The sequence below is a fragment of the Kitasatospora sp. NPDC114501 genome, assembly GCF_055633695.1.
Map to the genome: position 1 here is coordinate 178,382 of NZ_JBVKDS010000005.1, position 21,266 is coordinate 199,647.

Sequence of the window (21,266 nt, forward strand, 5' to 3'; positions counted from 1 at the left end):
CCCCCACAGTCTCATCCGGCACCGACAGCACCACCTGAGTACGGATACTCAAAAACGCGGAACGGCGGAACGGCGGCTGGCCCCGGCCGACACCTCGGGCGGGACCTGGTCCTTCGCCACCGCGGCATGCCACGCCCGGTGGCGGTGGCGCCGGAGGGCCGGTCGGTGGGGGGGTCGGCGGGCAGGTCGGGTCACATGAGTTTCCGGCGGCCGGTCTCGCCTCGGAGGGTGCCCACTCCGACCGGCTGGAGGATGACGGTGATCGCGCCGGCCGAGAAGTGCTGGACCGGGCCGCCGGTGTTGCGTCCGTGGAAGCTGTGCGGGAGGGCCTGCCCGGTGGTGGGGTCCGTGCCCGCGGTGTACATGTCGATGATGCCCTCGTAGCCCTGGCGGGCCTTCGCGTCGTCGCCGTCCGCGGCCTGCTCCACGGTGATGTGGTCGTCGCCGTCCACGGCGACCACGGCCGCCACGTGGTAGGGCCACCCGCTGGTGTTGTCGGGCCGATCGTAGTTCCCCTGCCACGCGGTCTCCACGATGGCGAAGGCCTGGCCGGGGGCCGGGCGCTCCTCGCCGTCGGCGTGGGGGCCGCCGGGCCGGGCGTTCGCGTAGGCCGCGGCGCCCTGCGCGTTCTCCTGGTCGCCCACTCCGAACTGGCTGCCGCCCAGGGCGAATTCGCTGGCGTCCTGTCCCAGGGCCAGCCGCTGCTGGTGCATGATCTCCTCGGCGGTGTGGGCGCAGTCCGCGAGGAAGGACGTCGACGGCTCGTACTCCGCGTACGTGCGCCCCGCGATCTGCCCGCTCTGCCCGGTCGGCGTGCAGTACCGGGGCGCGGGGGCGCCTTCCGCGACCCAGATGACGTGGGTGTCGGTCCCCGGCGCGACGGTCATGAGGTAGAGGCCGGTCTGTGAGACCCGTACGTCTCCCAGTTCCTCGGTGGTGACCTCGGCGAAGCGCTGGACGGCCGTCGTGCCGGCGCCCCGGGCCGTGGCGTCGGCCTTCCGCTGGACGGGGGCGGTTCGGTCCCCGAGGTCGCTGTGGGCGCTCGGCTCGGGTGCCCGCATCATCACCCGCGTCGCGTTGGCCTCGGCCTCGCGCTCGAAGCGGTCGCCGGGGTCGGAGACGCTCAGCCCCGACCCGTTGTCCGTACCGGCCACCGGACCCTGGCGCTGCTGGATGACGTGCGTCAGCTCGTGGGCGAGGGTGTGCTTGTCGCCGCCGCCGTCGCCGAGGACGACGTGGCTGCCGGAGGTGTAGGCACGGGCGCCGACCTCGGCGGCGGAGGCGCGGGCCGCGGAGCCGGTGTGCAGGCGGACGTCGGAGAAGTCGGCGCCGAACCGGGACTCCATCTCCTGGCGCAGCGGTTCGTCCAGCGGCCTGCCCGGCGCGCGCAGTACGTCGTGTACGGCGGAGCGCTGCACCGGCGCCGTCTGGAGCCCGTCCTCGTCGTGCTGGTGCCGGTGGCGCTGGAGCATGCGGACGACGGCCGCGTTGCCGGCGGTGCGTTGCAGGCCGAGAAGCGTGTCGGGGGTGCGGCTGCTCGCGGCCTCGGCGGGCCGTGCGGCCGTGCTCCTGGCGGTGCGCGGCGGCTGCCGGTCCTGCTTCGACGACTCTTGGGCGCGCATGGAACTCCGCTCGTAGGCTGGCCGTTTCGCGCTGCCCTCCCTGCATACCCGGTGCGGCGGTCGCGGGTAAGGGGTGGAGGGGCACGATGCGCTGCCCGTTCGGGCAGCGGGCCGTGCGGGCGGGCGGTGCCGTGCGGGCGGCGGCGTCACGGGGTCCGGGGGCCGGGTGTCCGGGTGGCCGGGCGTGACGCGGCAGCGGCGGCGGCGCGCAGCCCCGGGGCGGGGCTGGACAGGACGGGTACGGCGGTCGTGGTCCGGCTCGCGGCGGCCGCCATGGAGGCCTGGGCCAGGACGATGACGTCCGCGTCGTCGACGGCCTCGACGGCGGTGGCGACCGCGGTCAGGTAGCCGTCCCGGTCGCCGGCCTCGAAGCGCTCCCAGGCGCCGTCGACCACGACGGTGGTCAGGGCGACCGGGCGGGCGGCCCGTACGGCCTCGTCCTCGATGAGGGCCGCCGTCGGGCGCACGGTGCCGGCCAGTGCGGCGACCACCGTGACGCGGGTCGCCGTCCGGCCCGCTGCGGGTACCACGGCGACGGCGGCGGCCGCCATCGGCCGGTCGACGCGCAGCACGGGCACGCCCACCGCCGAGGCCCTGGCCTCCGCCACTCCCCCGATCGTCGAGCAGGTGCACAGCACCGCCGTGGCCCCGGCGGCGACGGCGGGGGCGAGGAGGCGGTCGACGTGCTCCGCGACGGCGTCGGGCCCGTCGGCCAGGGCCGTGGTCAGCAGTTCCTCGGAGACGAGGTGCCGCAGGGGCAGGCCGGGGTGCTCGCGGTCGCGGAGCGCGTCGAAGACCGGGACGTGGACGGGCGAGGTGTGGAGCAGTGCCAGCATGCGCGCGATGCTAGCGACCACCACCCGCCCGGGGCCGGGGCTCAGCGGCGGCGGGCCTCGGTGAGCCGGGTGGGGGCGGCGCCGAGCCACCAGGTGGGGTCGGCGCTGCCGTCGGTGGTGCGGCCGTCGCGGTGGACGTGGTGGCGCACGTCCCGTCCGGGCTCGGCGAACTCGCCGGCCAGGGCCCGCTCCAGCCACTCCGCCCCGAACCGGAAGACCTCGGCCGCCACTCCCCCGAGCGGGTGGAACTCGTCCTCGTAGACCCGCAGTTCCTTCGGCGCCCGGATGCGCTCGAAGCTCTCCAGGGCCTGGCCGAGGTCGGTGAGCTCGTCGAACTCGCCGATCCCGTAGAGCACCGGGCAGGCGATGTCGGCGACCAGGTCGCCCAGGGGCATCCGCTGGGCGAGGTCGCGGTCGAAGGCGTCCTCGTCGGTGTACCCGGCCATGTACATGTAGTTGTTCTTGAAGGTCGGCTGGGCGCGCTCGAAGATGGTCGCGAAGTCGCCGGTGACGGCCTCGAAGGCGGCGAGCGCGGCCAGGCGGCGGTCGGTGGCGGCCGCCCGGGACCCCCAGTAGCCGCTCATCGAGATGCCGAACATGCCGATCCGGTCGGCGTCGACCTCCGGGAGTGCGGCCAGGTGGTCGAGGTAACGGCCGATCGCCCGCTCGTAGTTGGCGAGGTCGACGGTCAGCCCGCCGGCGCGACTCTCGCCCTGGCCCGGCCCCTCGATGGACAGCGCGACCATCCCGCGCGAGGTGTAGTAGCGCTCGGCGGCCCAGATGTAGTCCTCCTTGATCATGTCCATCCCGGGGCCGAGGATGACGGCCGGCGCGTTCTCGACCCGGCCGGCCGGCAGGTGCAGCAGGGCGAAGATCCGCGAGCCCTCGAAGTCCAGCTCCACCCGCCGCACCCGGCCCTCGCGCAGCGCGCCCAGGCGCTCCACGCAGTGGTTGGCGCGCTCGCGCATGGCCGCCTTGCGCGGGTCGGCCGCGTCGAACAGCGAGTACTGCGCCCGGCCCCACATCACCGCCGCCCTCAGGTACAGGTCGGCGGCGGTCTGCGCGAAACCGCCGCGCTCGTGGTGGGCGGCGCGCTCCTCGGCCTGGCCGGCCACCGTCGCCCACGCCTTGGGCAGCATCGCGCCGCTCCTGACCAGCGCGAAGACCTTGGCGAAGTCGGTGTGGTCGTGGCCCAGCTGCTCCATGGTCCCGACGGCCTCGGGGTGCAGCGCGTCGAAGCCGCCCTGGGCGAGGGCGATGTCCAGGGCCCAGCTCTGGCCGGTCGAACGGATGGTCATGGGTGTCCTCCTGGAGGTGCAGTTGCCTCAGTACTTAATGAATAAGTACTTAGTCATTAAGTACTGAGGCTAGGCTGCTGTCAACCCGGCCGCCGTCGACCCGGCGCCACCGCCAACCGGGCCGCCGTCGACCCGCCCAGGAGGACCCGCCATGACCGAGCCGCCGCCCACCGACGACCGCGCCCGGGCGCTCGACCGCCTGGCCCGCGCCGCCTACCGGCTCAGCGCCGCCGACGCCCGGCTGCGCGGACGCGCCACCCGCACCCCGGGCGCGCTCTCCCTCACCCACGCCCGGGCCCTGCGCACCCTGGCCGAACAGGGCCCCCTCACCATCGGCCAGCTCGCCGCCGGCACCGAGACCACCGGCGCCGCCACCACCCAGCTGGTCAACGGCCTGGTCACGGCCGGCTACGTCACCCGCACCCGCCAGCCCGAGGACAAGCGCTCCGTCCTGGTCACCCTGACCGACACCGGCCGGGCCCGGCACGACCAGCGCCAGCAGGCACTGGCCGAGGCCCTGCACACCGACCTGGCCGACTACGACGACGACGCCCTGGACCGGGCCACCGAGGTGCTCCAGCGGCTGTCCGCCGTCTACGACCGACTGTGAGCGCCTACGGGCGCGGCGGGAGGGCGGCGGGCCGCCCGCACGGCGCGTACCGGCGCGCGGCGTCCGCGGCGCTCGCGTGGACCGGGAACAGCGCGGCGGTCTCGGTGAGCTCCATGACCCGCAGCGTCCGCTGGGACGGGGCGACCAGCACGAGCGGGACGCCGTCGGCCAGTGCCCGCCGGCGGGTGGTGAGCAGCAGGTTGAGGCCGGTGGAGGTGAACAGCTCCACGCCGGAGAGGTCGATCGCCAGCAGGGCCGGCCGCCGGTCGAGCGCGGCGGTCAGGGCGCGGGCGGCGACGGGCTCGCTGTCCAGGATCATGTCCCCCGTGAAGGAGCACACGAGGGTGTCACCGATCGTGACGATCTCGGACGTCAGGCACGGCGGCCCGCCCGCGCAGGGCGGACTGACACGTTCGGCCAGCAGGGACCTGAGCCGCTCCAGCGCCTGCCTGTTCATCGGGTCCACGTACACCATCTCCAGACGGAACCACCGCACCGGGCCCTGTCCGGGCGATGCGGATTGCGTCCGTTCCACTCTTCGCCCGCTCGCCGGACATGTCAACCATTGCACGAATTCTCTGTCGTGTTTCTCTAGTCGTGAAACCCGTGGGCCTATCGTGGTGGAATGAACGACGGGACGACGACCGAACGGCAGTGGACCTTCCTGACCAACCACGCCCGCGTGCTGGTCCAGATCGCCCGCGACCCCGGCATCCGGGTGCGCGACATCGCCGCCCGCTGCCTGCTCACCGAGCGCGCCGTCCAGCGCATCATCGCCGACCTCGAACAGGCCGGATACCTCAGCCACGAACGTCTCGGCCGCACCAACCACTACAGCGTCATCACCAGCAAACAGCTCCGTCACCCCGCCGACGCCGGGCCCACCATCGCCGAGCTCCTCGCCACCCTCCTGCGCTGAACCCGGCCGGGCCGCCGCGGGCCCCGGGTCCGCCGCCCGCTGGTCCGGATGCCACCGTGCGCGTGCGGCCCGGCGCTCCTGCGGCGACGTTGAGGGGATGGACACCGTCATCGTGCTCGAACCCGATACGCCGGCCAACGTGCGGCTCCTCGGCCCGGACCTCCTACCGGCGGACCCCGAGAACCCGGTGCGTCTCGCCCACGCCGCTCCCGCGGAGGCCTCCGGCGCCTGCGGCCCCCTCACCCTGTGCGGCCGGCACACCTCCGACATGACCCTCGCCCCCCACCGCTCCCCCGGCCCCGGCCGGCCCCACTGGAACACCTGCGGGACCTGCCGGGAGGCCGAGGAGGGCAGGGTGGCACCCCGGGCTCCCCGCCCGGCCGACCCGTGCGGCCCCGAGGACGGCTCCCCGCCCGGGTAGCCGTCCTTCCGGCCCGCCCGGAACCCATAGGAGCCGGTGGGAGCCCCGTCGGAGCCGGCGGGCTCAGGGCGCGGTGAACAGCCCGGGGAAGGCCGGGGCCAGCCACGGGCGGCGGCCCCAGGCGAAGACCTTGCCGCGGGCGATGGCGTCGGTGGTGGAGCAGCGGCCCAGGGCGAGGAGGAAGAACGCCACCGGCTCGACGACGATCGTGCAGTCCGGGCGGCGCGGCGGCTCCTGGCTCACCACGGCGGCACCGTCCGTGAAGGTCACCGCGAACCCGCCCTGGCCCCGCAGCCGCAGCCGGTAGCAGGCGCTGTGGCCGGCCGCGGTGCGGGCGTCCGTCACCAGCGGCATGGCCGTGCGCAGGAACGGCATCGCCAGCTCGACCCGCCGCCGGTCGACCGGGTGCGGTCGGCCGAGGGCGACGGCGACGTCGTACAGGTGGGCCAGCATGTGGGTCAGCAGGTACGCGCCGAGGGTGTCCAGGTCCATCGGGCCGAGCGGGGTCAGCACCGGCTCGGCGCCGGTGCGCGGGCCGGCCGCCGCCGCGAACTCCCAGGCCTGCCGGGCTATTTCCCCGGCCAGCACGGCCGGGTCCCGCTCGGGCCGCTCGGCCAGCGAGGCCGCGTTCGCCGCGGCCAGCGCCCCCGGGGTGCCGTCCCCGTACGGCCGGTCCTCGCCGGCGGCCAGTGCGGCCATCAGCTCGTTGGCCATCGCCAGGTGGGCGGCCGCCTCGGCGACCGTCCACTCGGCGCCGGGGATCCGGGTGTCGCCGCGGCAGTCGGCGAGCAGGGCGACGGCCTCGTCGCCGACCGCGGTGACCGCCTCGAAGAGCGCGGTACGCGCGGTACCGGAAGTGTGTTGAGGGAACGTCATGGTGGTGAAGACTGGACGACTCGCGCACCGCTGTCCAGTCCGTGCACGGCCGGAGGACCGCGCGTTCCGGTGGCTCCGCCCCGGGGGCGGCGGCGGGCCCGGCCGTCAGGGCCGGGCGGGTGCCGGGTCCTGCACCCGCCCCTGCAACGTCTTGGACAACTCGGCGACGCAGGCGGCGAGTTGACTTGTCGTCAACTGCCCCGGATCGCCGCCGCACCCGCCTACGGGTGCGGGCGGCGGCGCACTGGAAGGCGCGCTGGAAGGTGCGGTGGACGGCTCACCGGTCGGCGCCGATCCGGTGGGCGCCGGGACCGGACGGCCGCCGCCCGGCGCGGTGATGTCGCCGCTCAGCGCGACCAGGTTGGGCGTCACCGTGGCATCGCCCGACAGGTCGATGTAGTCCTGGGTCTGCCCGTTGAAGTCCACGAAGCCGCGCCACATGTCCCGCCCGAACGGGACGATCTCCTGCAGCGCGCCGCCCTGTCCGGCGCTGATGGTGATCGAGGTCTGCTGCGCCATGTACGACACCATCCGGCTGGCCAGCACGTCCAGGTTCACCGCCGGGCTGTCGTCGCCGCGCACGTACACGTGCAGGTCGTTGAGGCCGCCGCCGACCCGGTCGGCCTCCAGGACCGCGAAGGCCACCACCAGTTGCGAGGAGCTCTCCCGCGGCACCAGCGGCGTCACGTAGTACAGGTGGCCGTCCGCCTTCGAGCGCAGCAGGAACTCGCCCGGGTTGACGGCGTTGGTCGAGGCCGAGGTGTGGGCGTAGCCGAAGCCGCGGTCGTCCTTGGCGCCGCGGCCGCCGAGCCACTGGACCTCGTGGATCTGGGAGCGGACCACCGAGGCCGGGTAGACGGCTCCGGGCAGTTCGCCCGGCGCCACGTCCGCCCGGTACGTCGTGTGGGGGCGGCCGTCCGGCGAGCCGCGCAGTACCAGCACCCCGGCCGGCTCCAGGACGGTGCGCCGGTGCCAGCCGGTCTGGCGGGCCACCGAGACCACCACCACCGGCTCGGCGGTGCGGGGGTCGGCGCCGTCGCAGTAGCCCCAGATGTCCTGGTCGCTGTAGACGAGGTCCGGGAACCGTTCGGCGAGCAGGTTGCGCAGGCTGACGGCCCCGGTGCCGGCGAAGGCCCGGCCGAACGCGTGCTCGCCGCGGAACGCGCAGGTGGCGACGGAGTTCGAGCGACCGTCCCAGACGGCGACGCCCTCCATCGGCTGCTCGCCGGAGCCGTCCAGGACGGCCGTCCACACCCCGCCGCCCGGTGCGGCGCCGGGCAGGCCGGGCAGGTAGTGCAGGCTGTGGCCCATCAGGCGGACCCCGGAGGTCAGGCCCGCGCTGTCGGTCAGCGCCTTGGTGGCCGCCGCGTAGGAGGCGGTGCGCGCCTCGAAGTCGAAGTCCGGCATCGGCGCGGTCTTCACGCAGGCCGGCACGTCCGCGGTGCCCACCAGGTCGCAGCGGCCGCCGTCGCCCGCGCGGGTGTGCTCGGTGACCGGCAGCACCGAGCGCGGGGTGCCCGCCCCGCCGGCGGGGATGTCGAGGACGGTGGCCGCCGCGTAGAAGCGGCCCTCGTCCTTGTCGTCGTCCCACAGTCCGGTGCCCGCCCGCACCAGCGAGCCGGCCAGCGCCAGCAGCACCGCCGCCAGCGTCAGGCGCGTCCGCCACCCGCGGTACCCGGCCCCGGACTCCCGGGCGACGTACCCGACCGCGCCCACCGTGCCGCACAGGCCGATCGCGGCCCAGATCCAGAACAGCGGCGCCGCGTCCAGCACCCCGCCGTGCGGGAGGAACTCGCGCTCGAGCAGCAGCACGTAGCTCTGGTCCTGCTGCCCGAACCCGCCGAACACGGCGTGCTTGACCAGCCACACCAGCGCCGCGACCAGCGGCATCCACAGCCACCAGACGGCCAGCGCCAGCACACCGCGCCGAACCGCGCCCCGCCGGACATCACGCTTCGCCACCCGCTCCCCCTTCGGTCCGCCCCGCTCCGCCGCCCTCGGCCGGCCTCCGATCCTACGCGCCGCCCGGCCCCGCCCGCAGGGCGCCAACCGCCCGCCCGCCCACGGGGGTTGGCGCCCGGCGGCAGCCCGCCCGACGCCGTCCGCATCCGTGGGCCGGGCCGGCCGCGAAGTCCCGCACCCGGTGCCGGGGGCGCGGCCGGCGCCCCGCCCGGCCGCCCGGACGGTAGCGGACCGTAGTCGGGTGGAAACGCTCGGCACTTGACAGGTCCTGGCGCGGGGGCGCGTACTGGAACAGGACAAACAGCAGACAGGGCCCTTGCTCCAGGTATCCGTTTGATATCCGTTGCCGGTTCGAAGCGGCGACAGGGGCGCGCCGGGATGCCGGACATCCCCCACCGCGTTCAGCCCCCTCGCCTTCGACGGCCGTTTTCGCGTTCGAGCGCCGCGCCCGCGCCACCGGACAGGTGGTGCGCGCGCAGTGGCGCTGCCGGGGACCGGGGCCCGCAGGCCGGGTCCGAGGGGCCGCCATGAAGTTGAAGTCGAAATCGGTCGATGTGCGAACGCGGGAGGACGATCCCGGCGAACCGCCGGCGGGACGCCCCCCGGCCCTTGCGCCCACCCCCGGCTCGGGCCGGGCACCGCTGCCCGCGGCGCCCGCCGCCCCGCGTTTACGGCCGGGAGCACGCCGCGCCGCGGGTGCCCGACCGCAGGACGGAAGCCGGACGACGGCGTCCGCCCGGCCCGGGCCCGCCGCAGGCCGTCCGCCGCACCTCGCCCGCACCGGTGCCCTGCCGCACCTCCTTCCCGCGGGCCGTGGCCTGCGCCCTCCGGCGCGGGGCCCGAACTCCGGCCCGTACGCGGAAAGGTGGGCACCGTGGTGCTCGATTCGACGACACTGCACTCGAGCCTCGAGGATCCCGTCCTCGACCGGATGAACTTCCTGAACGAGATCACCTTCAGCTACCCCGACGCGGTGTCCTTCGCCCCGGGCCGCCCGTACGACGGCTTCTTCGAGGTCGAGGAGGTCCACACCCACCTGCGCCGGTACGCGGCGTACCTGGAGAGCCGGGGCGCGGGGCCGGCCGAAGTGCGCAGCCGGTTCTACCAGTACGGGCCGGCCGCGGGGCAGATCCGGGAGCTGGTCGCGCACTCGCTGCGGCAGGACGAGGGGCTGGAGGTCGCGCCCGAGGCGATCGTGGTGACCGTCGGTGCGCAGGAGGCGATGTTCCTGACGCTGCGCACGCTGTTCGCGACGCCCGAGGACGTGCTGCTCCTGGTCACCCCGTGCTACGTCGGCATCATCGGGGCCGCGCGGCTGCTGGACGTCCCGGTGGTCGCGGTGCCCGAGCGCGACGGGCGGCTGGTGGTGGCGGACCTCGACGAGGCGGTGCGGGCGCAGCGTGCGGCCGGCCGCCGGCCGAGGGCCGTCTACGTGGTGCCGGACCACGCCAATCCGACCGGGTCCACGCTGGACCTCGCGACCCGCGCCGCGCTGCTCGAACTGGCCGAGCGGCAGGGGCTGCTGGTCCTGGAGGACAGTCCCTACCGGCTGAGCGGCCCGGGTCCGCGCAGCCCCATGCTCAAGGCGCTGGACGGCTCGGGGTGCGTCATCCAGCTCGGCACGTACTCCAAGACGCTGTTCCCCGGCGCGCGGGTCGGCTACGTGGTGGCGGACCAGGAGGTGCGCGACGCCCGCGGGCGGGTGCGGCTGCTCGCGGAGGACCTGGCGAAGGTCAAGAGCATGGTGACGGTCAACACCTCCTCGCTCAGCCAGGCGGCCGCGGCGGGTGCGCTGCTCGGCGCGGACGGGCGGCTGTCCGTCCTGAACGCCCGGGCCGCCGAGCACTACGGCCGCTGCATGGCCGCGACGCTCGCGCAGCTCGACCGGTGGCTGCCCGAGGGGCGCCGCCGGGAGCTCGGGGTGGAGTGGAACCGTCCCGACGGCGGGTTCTTCCTCACCCTGCGCACCGGTTTCCGCACCGGCACGGCGGCCCTGGAGCGTTCGGCCCGCGAGTTCGGCGTGATCTGGACGCCGATGGAGTTCTTCCATCCGTACGGCGGGGGCGAGCGGGAGATCCGGCTCGCCATCAGCTGTCTGACGATCCGTCAGGTGGTGAAGGGCGTGGAGCGGCTCGCCCGGTTCGTGGAGGCGCTCAGCCCCGGGACGCCCGGCGGCGGTACGCCCGGCAGCGGTGGGCACGGCAGCGGGAAGCACGGCAACGGAACGGAGAGTGACGCATCATGACCGCGACCCTGGACCGGGCACCGACCGCCACGGCCCCGCGCATCCTGAGCGTGGGCACCGCCGTGCCACCCGAGCACTACTCCCAGGAGGAGCTGCTCGACCTGTTCGGCATCACCGACCGCAAGGTGCGCTCGGTGTTCCTGCTGGGCTCCATCCAGCAGCGCTCGCTGGTGCTGCCCCCGGCGGCGCCCGACGGCACCCGGCTGCGGGAGAGCCAGGGCGACCTCCTGGACAAGCACAAGGCGTGGGCCGTGAGCATGGGCTCGGAGGCGCTGGCCCTGTGCCTGAAGCGGATCGGGGCCGCGCTGTCCGAGGTGGCGTACCTGTGCTGCGTGACCTCGACCGGCTTCCTCACCCCCGGGCTGAGCGCGCTGCTGATCCGCAAGCTCGGCATGGACTGGCACACCGCGCGGGCCGACATCGTCGGCATGGGCTGCAACGCCGGGCTCAACGCGCTGGCCGTGGTCGGCAACTGGGCCGCGGCCAACCCGGGCAGGCTGGCCGTGATGGTCTGCTCGGAGGCCTGCTCGGCCGCCTACACGATGGACTCCACGATGCGTACGGCCGTGGTCAACAGCCTCTTCGGCGACGGCGCCGCGGCGGTGGCGGTGATGGCCGACCCCGGGCCGCAGGACCGGGGGCCGGACGCGTCCGGCGACCGGCTCCCGGGGCCCCGGATCCTGCGGACCTCGAGCGTCACGATCGTCGACGCCATCGACGCGATGCGCTACGACTGGGACCGCGACCAGGGCCGCTTCAGCTTCTTCCTGGACCCGCAGATCCCCTACCTGGTCGGCGCGCACGTGGAGGGCGTCATCGACCGGCTGCTGGACGGCACGTCGCTGCGCCGCGACGACGTCGCGCACTGGCTGGTGCACTCCGGCGGCAAGAAGGTCATCGACGCGGTCGCCGTCAACCTGGGGCTGACCCGCCACGACCTGCGGCACACCATCACCGTGCTGCGCGACTTCGGCAACGTCTCCAGCGGCTCGTTCCTCTTCTCCTACGACCGGCTCCTGAAGGAGGGCGTGGTCCGCGCCGGGGACTACGGCGTGCTCATGACCATGGGACCGGGTTCCACCATCGAATCCGCGCTCATCCAGTGGTGACCCAACCCGACGCAAGGGAGACAGCCATGCCTGTCAACGTCCTCCTCGGAGGCCCGGTGCTGCACGTGGACGGCCGCCGGGAGATCTCGGCCGAAGCGACCCGCGCCCTGTCCGACCTCTGCGACGAGGCGGAGTCCTCCGGAGCCGACTTCGCGACCCTGTTCCTCTCCGGCGCCCCGACCGGCGAGGCGGTGGCCAAGGCCGCCGACGTCGCCGCCGTCACCAAGTGGGAGCGGGCCGTACGGCGCTTCGAACGGCTGCGGCTGCCCACCCTGGCGGCGGCGAGCGGGGACTGCGGCGGCGCCGCGCTGGACCTGCTGCTCGCCTGCGACATCCGGGTGGCCTCGCCCGACCTGCGGCTGCTGCTGTCCGTCCAGGGGCAGGCCACCTGGCCGGGGATGGCCGGCTTCCGGCTGGTCCAGCAGCTCGGGCTGGCCTCGGCGCGCCGCACGGTGCTCTTCGGGGTGCCGATCACCGCCCGCGAGGCCCTGCAACGGTGCCTGGTGGACCAGGTGAGCACCGACCCCGGGCGCGCCCTGGCGGCCGCCGCCCGGCTGCTGCGCCGCCTGTCCGGCCCCGAACTCGCGATCCGCCGCCAACTGGCCTTCGACGCCCAGTGGATGAGCTTCGAGGACGCGCTCGGCCCGCACCTGGCCGCCTGCGACCGCGCGCTGCGGCGCACCCGGACCGCGGACGAGGTGACGGCGTGAGCACCGCGGACACCCGGGCACCCGCCACCCCGCCGGCGCCCGCCACCGTACGGGGCGACCCCGCGGACGGCCTCGACCGGGCCGCCCGGCTGCTCGCCCCGTTCCCCGACCCCGGCCCGCGCACCGGCGAGCAGCGCGCCCGCACCGAGCGGGCGCTGGAGGCCGGCCGCGCCCAGCGCACCGCCTTCCTGGACCGCCACGCCGAACCGCTCTACGACCGGCTCACCGCGGGCCGCACCCGCCGCCCGCGGCTGGACGCCCTGGTGGAGGACGCCGCCTCGGCCGTGCCCGGCCTGGTGCCCACCCCCGCGCAGCTGCGCGCGGACCGCACCGCCCCGCCCAGGGAGCGTCTGGGCTACGAGACCGACGTGGGCGTCCTGCTGCGCGGCCTGCTGCGCTGCCCGCCCGCCGGCGGGCACCTGATGGACTCCATGCTGCGGCCCACCGGGCGCGCGCTGGACCTGCTCGCCGAGTTCCGGGCCACCGGGACGGTGCGGCTGGAGACCACGGAGCTGGAGCGGCGCGCGGGGGTGGCCCGGATCACCATGTGCGCCGGGGACCGCCTCAACGCCGAGGACGAGCAGCAGGTCGACGACATGGAGACCGCGGTCGACCTCGCGCTGCTGGACCCGGGGTGCGAGATCGGGCTCATCCGCGGCGGCGAGATGACCCACCCGCGCTACGCGGGCCGCCGGGTGTTCAGCGCCGGCATCAACCTCAAGCGCCTGCACGCGGGCGAGATCACGCTCGCCGGCTTCCTGCTGCGCCGGGAGCTCGGCTACCTCAGGAAGCTGCTGCTCGGCCTGCGCACCGACGAGCCGTCCTGGCGCTACCCGCTCACCGACATGCCGTGGGTGGCCGCGGTGGACGGCTTCGCGATCGGCGGCGGCATGCAGCTGCTGCTCGCGGTGGACCACGTGCTCGCGGCCTCCGACGCCTACCTGAGCCTGCCGGCCGCGCAGGAGGGGATCGTCCCCGGCGCGGCGGACTTCCGGCTCCCCGCGGTGACCGGCCCCCGGCTGGCCCGGCAGATCATCCTCGGCGGCCGGCGGGTGCGCGCGACCGACCCCGAGGCCCGCACGCTCGTCGACCGGGTCGTCGACCCGGCGGACCTCGACGCGGCCGTGGAGCACGCCGTCGAGCTGCTGCGCGACCCGGCCGTCACCGCCAACCGCCGCATGGTGAACCTCGCCCTGGAGCCGGCCGACGGCTTCCGCGCGTACATGGCCGAGTTCGCCGTCCAGCAGGCGCTGCGCATCCACGCCTCCGACGTGCTCGGCAAGGCGGGCCGCTTCACGGCCCGGCCGGACGGGTGACGCCCCACCAGGCCGCCCCCTCCCCCGCCGCCCGAACGACAAGGAGACCGAGAAGATGACCAGCCCCTTCGACGACCCCGACGCCGCCTACCTGGTGCTCGTCAACCCCCGGGGCCAGTACTCGCTGTGGCCCGCCTTCGCGCAGGTGCCGCCCGGCTGGCGGGTCGTCCACGGCCCGGGCGCCCGCGACGAGTGCCTGGCCTACGTCGACCGCACCTGGACCGACCAGCGTCCGCGGGCCGGCGCCCCGGTCACGGCCACGAACGGCAAGGAGGTCGCCGCACCATGATGGGCCCGGGCCCGCTGATCACCGTACGGGCCGACCCCGGCGACGAGGCGGCGCCGGCCCGGGGGCGGGTCAGGCCCGGCACCTCCCGGCGGGTCCTGCCCTACCTGCGGCCCTACCGCCGGCAGATCGTCGCGCTGCTGAGCCTGACCGTGTTCGACGCCGTCGTCACCGTCTCCACGCCGCTGCTGTTCAAGGTGCTGATCGACCACGGCATCGTGCCCCGCGACCGGGGCGTGGTGGCGGGTGCCGCCGCCGCGGTGGCGGGCCTGGCGGTGCTCCAGGCGCTGGTGGGCTTCCTGGTGAGCCGCAGTTCGGCGCGCATCGGCGAGGGGCTGATCTACGACCTGCGCACCGAGGTCTTCCAGCACGTGCAGCGCCAGCCGCTCGCGTTCTTCACCCGGACCCAGACCGGTTCGCTGGTGAGCCGGCTGAACACCGACGTGATGGAGGCCCAGCAGGCGGTGACGGTGCTGCTGTCCAACGTGCTCTCCAGCCTGCTGGTGCTGGGCCTGGTGATCGCCACGATCTTCTACCTGTCCTGGGTCGTCGGCCTGGTGGTGCTCGTCACGGTGCCCTTCTTCGTGCTGCCGGGCCGCGTCGTGGGCCGCCGGCTCCAGCGCAACCTGCGCACCTCGATGCAGCTGGACGCCGAACTCGGCTCGCTCATGCAGGAGCGCTTCAACGTGGCCGGCGCGCTGCTGGTCAAGCTCTACGGCCGGCCGGGCGGCGAGAGCCGGCGCTTCGCCGAGCGCGCGGCGCGGGTCCGGGACGTCGGCGTGGTCACCTCCGTCTACGCGCGGATGCTGCTGGTGACGGTGACGCTGCTGGCCTCGCTCGCCACCGCGGTGGTCTACGGCGTCGGCGGCGAGCTGGTGATCGACGGGGCCATCCAGATCGGCTCGCTGGTGGCGCTGGCCACCCTCCTGGCGCGGCTGTTCGGGCCGATCAACCAGCTGTCCAACCTCCAGTCGAACTACCTGACCGCGCTCGTCTCCTTCGACCGGCTCTTCGAGGTGCTGGACCTCCGGCCGCTGATCGTGGAGCGGCCCGGCGCGGTCGCACTGCCCCCGGCCGGCCCGGACGGGGCCCCGGAGGTCGAGTTCGAGGACGTCTCCTTCCGCTACCCCCGGGCCGGGGAGGTCTCCCTCGCCTCGCTGGAGACGCTGTCGCTGCCGGCCCCGGAGCGCTCCGGCGACGCCCACGCGCTGCGCGGGGTGAGCTTCCGCGCCCCGGCGGGCCGGCTGACCGCGCTCGTCGGGCCCTCCGGCGCGGGCAAGACCACCATCAGCCAGCTGGTGGCGCGGCTGTACGAACCCACCGAGGGCACCGTGCGGATCGGCGGCCACGACGTGCGCGACCTGACCCTGGCCTCGCTGCACGCCACCGTCGGCATGGTGACCCAGGAGGCGCACATGTTCCACGACACCATCCGCGCCAACCTGCTCTACGCCCAGCCGGACGCCACCGAGGCGGAGCTCGTCGAGGCCTGCGAGGCCGCGCAGGTCTGGGACGTGGTCCGCGCGCTGCCCGACGGCCTCGACACCGTCATGGGCGACCGCGGCTACCGCTTCTCCGGCGGCGAGAAGCAGCGCCTGTCGATCGCGCGGCTGCTGCTCAAGAAACCGTCCGTGGTGGTGCTCGACGAGGCCACGGCACACCTGGACTCGGAGTCCGAGGCGGCCCTGCAACGGGCCCTGTGGACCGCCCTGTCCGGCCGCACCGCCCTGGTGATCGCGCACCGCCTGTCCACGATCCGCGAGGCCGACCAGATCCTCGTGCTCAAGGACGGGCACGTGGTCGAACGCGGCCGGCACACCGAACTCGTCGGCGACGGCGGCCTGTACGCGGAGCTCTACCGCACCCAGTTCGCCGACCCGCCCGCGCCGAGCCCGGACACCGAGCGGCCGTCGGCGAACGGCTACCACGACCTGCCCCCGCTGGCGCCCGGCGGCGGGCCCCTGCGCGTGCTGCCGCCGCCCGAGACGGCGGGCAACCCCGGCCAACCCGAACGGAGAGCACGATGACCCAGTTGACGGTCGAGGACGTCTGGCCGCTGTCCCCGCTGCAGGAGGGACTGCTGTTCCACGCCTCGTACGACCAGGACGCGCCCCGGGACGTGTACGTGGGGCAGCGGATCCTCAACCTCGACGGCCCGCTGCGGCCCGACGTGCTCGAGGCGTCCTGGCAGGCGCTGCTGGAGCGGCACGCGAGCCTGCGGGCCGGCTTCCGCTCCCGCGCGGCCGGCGACACCGTGCAGGTGATCGCCAAGGGCGTGCGGATCCCGTGGACCTACGCCGACCTCGGGGACCTGGGCGCGCAGGAGGCCGAGGCGCGGGCGGAGCGCCTGGCCGCGGTCGACGCCCGGCGCTTCGACCTCGGCGTGCCGCCGCTGCTGCGGGTGCTGCTGCTGCGGGCCGGCCCCGAGCGGCACCGGATGGTGGTGACGATGCACCACATCCTGATGGACGGCTGGTCGCTGCCGATCCTGTTCGGCGAGCTGTGGGCGCTCTACGGCAACGACGGCGACCCCTCGGTGCTGCCGAAGGTGCCGCAGTACCGCGACTACCTGGCCTGGCTGGTGCGCCGGGACAAGGACGCCGCGCGCGAGGCGTGGCGGGAGATGCTGGCCGGCACCGAGGGCCCCACCCTGGTGGGCCCGGGCGACCGCGGCGGCCCGCCGGTGATGCTGCGGCACGTGATCGACCGGATCGGCGACGACCTCGCGGAGCGGCTGCGGGAGACGGCGCGCGCCTCCGGGGTCACCCTCAACCGGGTCTTCCAGGTCGCCTGGGCGCTGCTGGTGGGCAAGCTGTCCGGCCGGCTGGACCCGGTCTTCGGGGCGACCGTCTCCGGCCGCCCGGCCGAGGTTCCGCAGGCGGACCGGATGGTCGGGCTGTTCATCAACACCGTGCCGGTGCGGGTGCCGCTGGACCCGGCCCGGCCCTTCCGCGAGGCCATGACGGCGCTGCAGGACCAGCAGGCCGCCCTGCTGGACCACCAGCAGCTGAGCCTGCCCGAGATCCAGCGCGCCGGCGGCCCGGGCGCGGTGTTCGACACCCTGATGGTCTTCCAGAACTACCCGCGCGGCCCGATGGTGGCCCCGTCGATGCGCCCGGCCGCGCCCGACGGGCAGGCCCCGGCGCCGGGGCCCGAGCCCCCCTCGCCGCCGGGCGAGGGCCTGGGCGGCACGGCGCTGCGCAGCGGGCGCCAGAGCGGCGGCCCGCTGCCGCAGGGGCCTGGGAGCCTGCCCGGGCCCGGGGGTCCGCCCGGGCCCGGGGGTCCGCCGCAGGGGCCGCCGCCCTCCCCCCTCGGGCCGGGCCCGGCCGGCCTGCGGATCTCCGCGGGCGGCGGCGAGGAGGCCGCGCACTACCCGCTGACCGTCGTGGTCACCCCGACCGACGACATCGAGCTGCGGCTGGACTACCGGCCCGACCTGTTCGACGAGCGCACCGCCCGCGCCCTCGTCGACCGGATGCTGCGGATCCTGCGCCAGGTCGCGGAGGACCCCGGCGTGCCCCTCGGCCGGCTCGACGTGCTGACCGGCGACGAGCGCCAGGACCTGGGCGGGGCCGGGAACCCGACCCGCCGCGACCTGCCGGGCGCGACGCTCGCCGAACTCCTGGAGCAGCAGGCGCGCCGCACCCCGCAGGCCGTGGCCGTGGTGGCCGGGGAGCGCGAGCTGACCTACGCCGACCTCGACCGGCGGGCGAACCGGCTGGCACACCGACTGGCCGGGCTCGGCGTCGGCCCGGAGACGCTGGTGGGCGTGGTGGCCGAGCGCTCGCCCGAGCTGGTCACCGCGCTGCTGGCGGTGGTGAAGACCGGCGCGGCCTACCTGCCGATGGACGGCGGGCACCCGGCCGCCCGGCTCGGCGCGGTGGCGGCGCAGGCGGGCGTGGCCGTGGTGCTGGTCGACGAGCCGAACGCCGCGCGGGGCCTGGCCGACGCCGCGCTGTTCGGCGCCGCCGAGGTACTGCGCCTGGAGCCGGCCCCCGCGGCCGGCGACTCCCCCGCCGAGGCCGGACAGGACGGGGCCGGACAGGACGGGGCCGGGCCGGACGAGGCCTTCCCCCCGGTGCCCGTACGGCCGGAGAACCTGATGTACGTCATCTACACCTCGGGGTCCACCGGGCTGCCGAAGGGCGTCGCGGTGACGTACGGCAGCGTCATCGCGTTCTGCCTCGACGAGTGCTGGTCCGCCGAGACCCTCGAACGGGTGCTGGTGCAGGCCAACCATGCCTTCGACGCCTCCACCTACGAGATCTGGACGACGCTGCTGCACGGCGGCCGGCTGGTGCTGGTGCCCCCCGGGGACATCGACACGGTCGAGCGCGGCCGGCTGATCGCGGCCCAGCGGGTGACCAGCGTGCACGCCACGGCCGGGCACTTCCGGGTGCTCGCCGAGCAGGCCGCGCACATCTTCGGCGGGGTGCGCGAGGTGTCCACCGGCGGCGACGTCGTCTCCGCCGACGCCGTGCGCACACTGCTGCGCTCCCACCCCGGCCTGGTGGTGCGCACCACCTACGGCCCGACCGAGTCCACGGCCTTCGCCACCCAGCTGCCCTTCACCGACCCGGAGGCGGTGCCCGACGCGGTGCCGCTGGGCCGGCCGATGGACAACACCCGGGTGTTCGTCCTGGACGCGTTCCTCGAGCCGGTGCCGGTCGGCATGACGGGCGAGCTCTACCTGGCCGGGGCCGGGCTGGCCCGCGGCTACCTGGGCCGGGCCTCGCTCACCGCGGAGCGCTTCGTCGCCTGCCCCTTCCCCGCCGAGGGCGAGCCCGAGGGCGCGCGGATGTACCGCACCGGCGACCTGGCGCAGTGGACCGGGGACGGGCAGCTGCTCTTCCTCGGCCGCGCCGACCAGCAGCTCAAGATCCGCGGGTTCCGCATCGAACCGGCCGAGATCGAGGCCGTGCTCGCCGCCCACCCGGACGTCGCGCAGGCGCTGGTGGTCGCGGTCGAGGACGGCGGCGGCCACAAGCGCCTGGCCGGGTACGTGGTGCCGGCCGACCGCGGGCGCACCTCGCCCGACCCGCGGGCGCTGGAGGAGTACCTCGCCGGGAGGCTGCCCGACTACCTGGTCCCGGCCTCGGTGACCGTGCTCGACGCGCTGCCGGTGACGGTGAACGGCAAGGTCGACCGGGCCGCCCTGCCGCTGCCCGACTTCTCCGGTCGGGCGGCCGGACGCGCCGCCGCCACCGACACGGAGGAGCTGCTGTGCCGGCTCTTCGCCGAGGTGCTCGGCCTGGAGCAGGTGGGGGCGGAGGACTCCTTCTTCGCCCTCGGCGGCGACTCGATCACCTCGATGCTGCTGGCGGGGCGGGCCCGCAAGGCCGGCCTGACCGTCACCCCGCGCCAGATCTTCGAGCTGCGCACCCCCGCGGAGCTCGCGCGGGTCGCCGAGTCGGTCGACGACAGCGCGGCGCAGGGCGCCGAGGACGTCCCCGGCGGGCCGGTCCCGCTGACCCCGGTGATGCGCGAGATCGCGGCCCGCACCGGTTCGCCGGCGCGCGCCGGCAGCCAGGCGATGGTGCTGACCGCGCCGCCCGGTCTGACCGCCGGGCGGCTGGCCGCCGTGCTCGGGGCGGTCGTCGGGCGCCACGACGTGCTGCGGGCCCGCCTGGAGGGCGAGGACGCGGACGCACGGCTGGTGGTCCCCGAGCCCGGCGCGTCCTGGGCGGTCCCGGTGGCGGACCTGGTGACCCGGGTGGAGGCGGGCGGCCTCGACGAGGAGCGGCTGGACGCGCTGATCGACGAGCAGGCCGCCGCGGCCGAGGCCGCGCTCGCGCCGCACGACGGCGTGATGCTGCGGGCCGTGCTCCTGGACCGGGGCGCCGGGGACGGCGGCCTCGTCCTGCTGGTCGCCCACCACCTGGTGATCGACGGCGTCTCCTGGCGGGTGCTGATGCCCGACCTGGCGCTCGCGGACGCCGCCCTGGACGCCGGGGGCGCGGACGCGGCGCGGGCGGCGGTGGCCGCCGAGCCGACCTCGTTCCGCCGCTGGGCGCTCGCCCTCGCGGAGCGGGCCAGGGCGCAGCAGACGGTGGACGAGCTGCCGCTGTGGCGGCGGATGCTCGACCGGGCCGAGCCGCCGCTGGCCGGGCGGCCGCTGGACCCGCGGACCGACACCGTGGGGGGCGGCCTGTCCAGCGCCGAGCTGACCGTCCCGGCGGGGACGGCGGGTCCGCTGCTGGCGGCCCTGCCCGCCGCCTACCACGCGGGAGTCGACGACGTGCTGCTGGCCGGGCTCGCCGCGGCGCTGGAGGAGTGGCTGCGGGCGCGCGGCCGTCCGGTGCCGGAGGGCTTCCTGGTCGACCGGGAGGCGCACGGCCGGGTGCCGCTGTCCGAGGACATGGACCTGACGCGGACCGTCGGCTGGTTCACCGCCGTCCACCCGGCGTGGCTGGAGACGGGCCCGATCGACCCGGCCGAGGTCCGGGCGGGCGGCGCGGACGCCGCGCGGCTGATCAAGCGGGTCAAGGAGCAGCTGCGGCAGCGGCCGGGCGACGGCCTGGGCTACGGGCTGCTCAGGTACGCCAACCCGGCCACCCGTCCGGTGCTGGAGCCGCTGGCGGCGCCGCAGATCGGGTTCAACTACCTGGGCCGGTTCGGCGGTTCGGGCGAGGAGTCGGGCGCCCGGGGCGAGCGGCCGCGGGCGGGGGCGTCCCCCTGGACGCCGGCGGTCGGGCACGGGTCGCCGGAGGGCGGGGTCGACGCGTCGACGCCGTTGCGGCACGTGCTGGAGATCAACGGCTCGGCGCGGGACCTGCCGGAGGGCCCCGAGCTGCGTTTCGTCCTCGAGTCGCCGCGCGGGCTGCTCACCGGGGAGGAGCTCGGCGACCTCGCCGGGCGGTGGCGGGCCGTGCTCGAAGGGCTGGTCCGGCACGCCTCCGAGGGCCCCGGAGGTCACACCCCGTCGGACTTCTCGCTGATCTCGCTGGGTCAGGAGGACATCGACGAGTTCGAATCCGCCTTCGGCGGCGCGGCCGGCGACTGACCCGGCCCCGGCGGCGCTCCCGCGGCGGAGCGGGGTGGGGTCCTCCGGCCCGG

At 75.5% G+C, this 21,266-nt stretch carries 16 protein-coding genes; 10 read left to right on the forward strand and 6 right to left on the reverse strand.

The window, feature by feature from the left end:
- Positions 1-191: 191 nt before the first annotated feature.
- From ACZ7RU_RS11730 to ACZ7RU_RS11740, 3 genes are all read right to left on the reverse strand, one after another.
- Positions 192-1,622 carry an eCIS core domain-containing protein gene (locus tag ACZ7RU_RS11730; protein ID WP_470340723.1) on the reverse strand — a complete coding sequence of 477 codons (1,431 nt, stop codon included), beginning with the start codon at positions 1,620-1,622 and terminating at the stop codon, positions 192-194.
- A 146-nt stretch (positions 1,623-1,768) separates the two neighbouring features.
- Positions 1,769-2,458, reverse strand: a complete 690-nt coding sequence (locus ACZ7RU_RS11735; RefSeq protein ID WP_470340724.1) for an aspartate/glutamate racemase family protein — start codon at positions 2,456-2,458, stop codon at positions 1,769-1,771.
- Positions 2,459-2,499: 41 nt separating this feature from the next.
- Positions 2,500-3,756, reverse strand: coding sequence for an alpha/beta hydrolase (locus ACZ7RU_RS11740; RefSeq protein WP_470340725.1), 1,257 nt, complete (start codon positions 3,754-3,756; stop codon positions 2,500-2,502).
- Between the two features lie 151 nt (positions 3,757-3,907).
- On the opposite strand from ACZ7RU_RS11740, the gene ACZ7RU_RS11745 reads away from it, so the two are divergent.
- Entirely contained in the window at positions 3,908-4,366 is a 459-nt protein-coding gene (locus ACZ7RU_RS11745) for a MarR family transcriptional regulator (protein ID WP_470340726.1), read from the forward strand.
- Between the two features lie 4 nt (positions 4,367-4,370).
- On the opposite strand, the gene ACZ7RU_RS11750 is transcribed toward ACZ7RU_RS11745, so the two are convergent.
- Positions 4,371-4,841, reverse strand: coding sequence for an STAS domain-containing protein (locus ACZ7RU_RS11750; RefSeq protein ID WP_470340727.1), 471 nt, complete (start codon positions 4,839-4,841; stop codon positions 4,371-4,373).
- A gap of 150 nt (positions 4,842-4,991) precedes the next feature.
- Between ACZ7RU_RS11750 and ACZ7RU_RS11755 the strand changes: the two genes are divergently transcribed.
- Both ACZ7RU_RS11755 and ACZ7RU_RS11760 read left to right on the forward strand, forming a co-directional pair.
- Positions 4,992-5,285 carry a helix-turn-helix transcriptional regulator gene (locus ACZ7RU_RS11755; RefSeq protein ID WP_470340728.1) on the forward strand — a complete coding sequence of 98 codons (294 nt, stop codon included), beginning with the start codon at positions 4,992-4,994 and terminating at the stop codon, positions 5,283-5,285.
- Positions 5,286-5,382: 97 nt separating this feature from the next.
- The gene (locus tag ACZ7RU_RS11760; RefSeq protein WP_470340729.1) at positions 5,383-5,706 is read left to right on the forward strand and encodes a hypothetical protein; all 324 of its coding nucleotides are present in this window, start codon (positions 5,383-5,385) and stop codon (positions 5,704-5,706) included.
- A gap of 63 nt (positions 5,707-5,769) precedes the next feature.
- Here ACZ7RU_RS11760 and ACZ7RU_RS11765 read toward each other — a convergent pair whose 3' ends face one another.
- Together ACZ7RU_RS11765 and ACZ7RU_RS11770 are read right to left on the reverse strand one after the other, a co-directional pair.
- Complete coding sequence (locus tag ACZ7RU_RS11765; protein WP_470340730.1) at positions 5,770-6,582, reverse strand: maleylpyruvate isomerase family mycothiol-dependent enzyme; 813 nt, start codon at positions 6,580-6,582, stop codon at positions 5,770-5,772.
- A 105-nt stretch (positions 6,583-6,687) separates the two neighbouring features.
- A complete protein-coding gene (locus tag ACZ7RU_RS11770) occupies positions 6,688-8,544 on the reverse strand; it encodes a hypothetical protein (RefSeq protein ID WP_470340731.1) in 1,857 nt (618 codons plus the stop codon).
- Between the two features lie 931 nt (positions 8,545-9,475).
- Here ACZ7RU_RS11770 and ACZ7RU_RS11775 point away from each other — a divergent pair.
- The 7 genes from ACZ7RU_RS11775 to ACZ7RU_RS11805 are packed head-to-tail and all read left to right on the forward strand — an operon-like array spanning position 9,476 to position 21,213.
- Positions 9,476-10,789: an aminotransferase-like domain-containing protein gene (locus ACZ7RU_RS11775; protein WP_470340732.1), complete on the forward strand. Its 1,314-nt coding sequence runs from the start codon at positions 9,476-9,478 to the stop codon at positions 10,787-10,789.
- Positions 10,786-11,898: a 3,5-dihydroxyphenylacetyl-CoA synthase DpgA gene (gene dpgA, locus ACZ7RU_RS11780; protein WP_470340733.1), complete on the forward strand. Its 1,113-nt coding sequence runs from the start codon at positions 10,786-10,788 to the stop codon at positions 11,896-11,898. The genes ACZ7RU_RS11775 and dpgA overlap by 4 nt, the downstream gene beginning before the upstream one ends.
- A gap of 26 nt (positions 11,899-11,924) precedes the next feature.
- On the forward strand, positions 11,925-12,608 hold the full coding sequence (gene dpgB, locus ACZ7RU_RS11785; protein ID WP_470340734.1) for an enoyl-CoA-hydratase DpgB: 684 nt from the start codon (positions 11,925-11,927) through the stop codon (positions 12,606-12,608).
- Positions 12,605-13,924, forward strand: coding sequence for a (3,5-dihydroxyphenyl)acetyl-CoA 1,2-dioxygenase DpgC (dpgC, locus tag ACZ7RU_RS11790; RefSeq protein ID WP_470340735.1), 1,320 nt, complete (start codon positions 12,605-12,607; stop codon positions 13,922-13,924). The genes dpgB and dpgC overlap by 4 nt, the downstream gene beginning before the upstream one ends.
- A 55-nt stretch (positions 13,925-13,979) precedes the next feature.
- Positions 13,980-14,213 (forward strand): MbtH family protein, encoded by a 234-nt coding sequence (locus ACZ7RU_RS11795; RefSeq protein WP_470340736.1) that lies wholly within the window; start codon positions 13,980-13,982, stop codon positions 14,211-14,213.
- Entirely contained in the window at positions 14,210-16,237 is a 2,028-nt protein-coding gene (locus tag ACZ7RU_RS11800) for an ABC transporter ATP-binding protein (protein ID WP_470340737.1), read from the forward strand. Before ACZ7RU_RS11795 ends, ACZ7RU_RS11800 begins: the two co-directional genes overlap by 4 nt.
- Positions 16,234-21,213, forward strand: a complete 4,980-nt coding sequence (locus tag ACZ7RU_RS11805) for an amino acid adenylation domain-containing protein (protein WP_470340738.1) — start codon at positions 16,234-16,236, stop codon at positions 21,211-21,213. Before ACZ7RU_RS11800 ends, ACZ7RU_RS11805 begins: the two co-directional genes overlap by 4 nt.
- Positions 21,214-21,266: the final 53 nt, after the last annotated feature.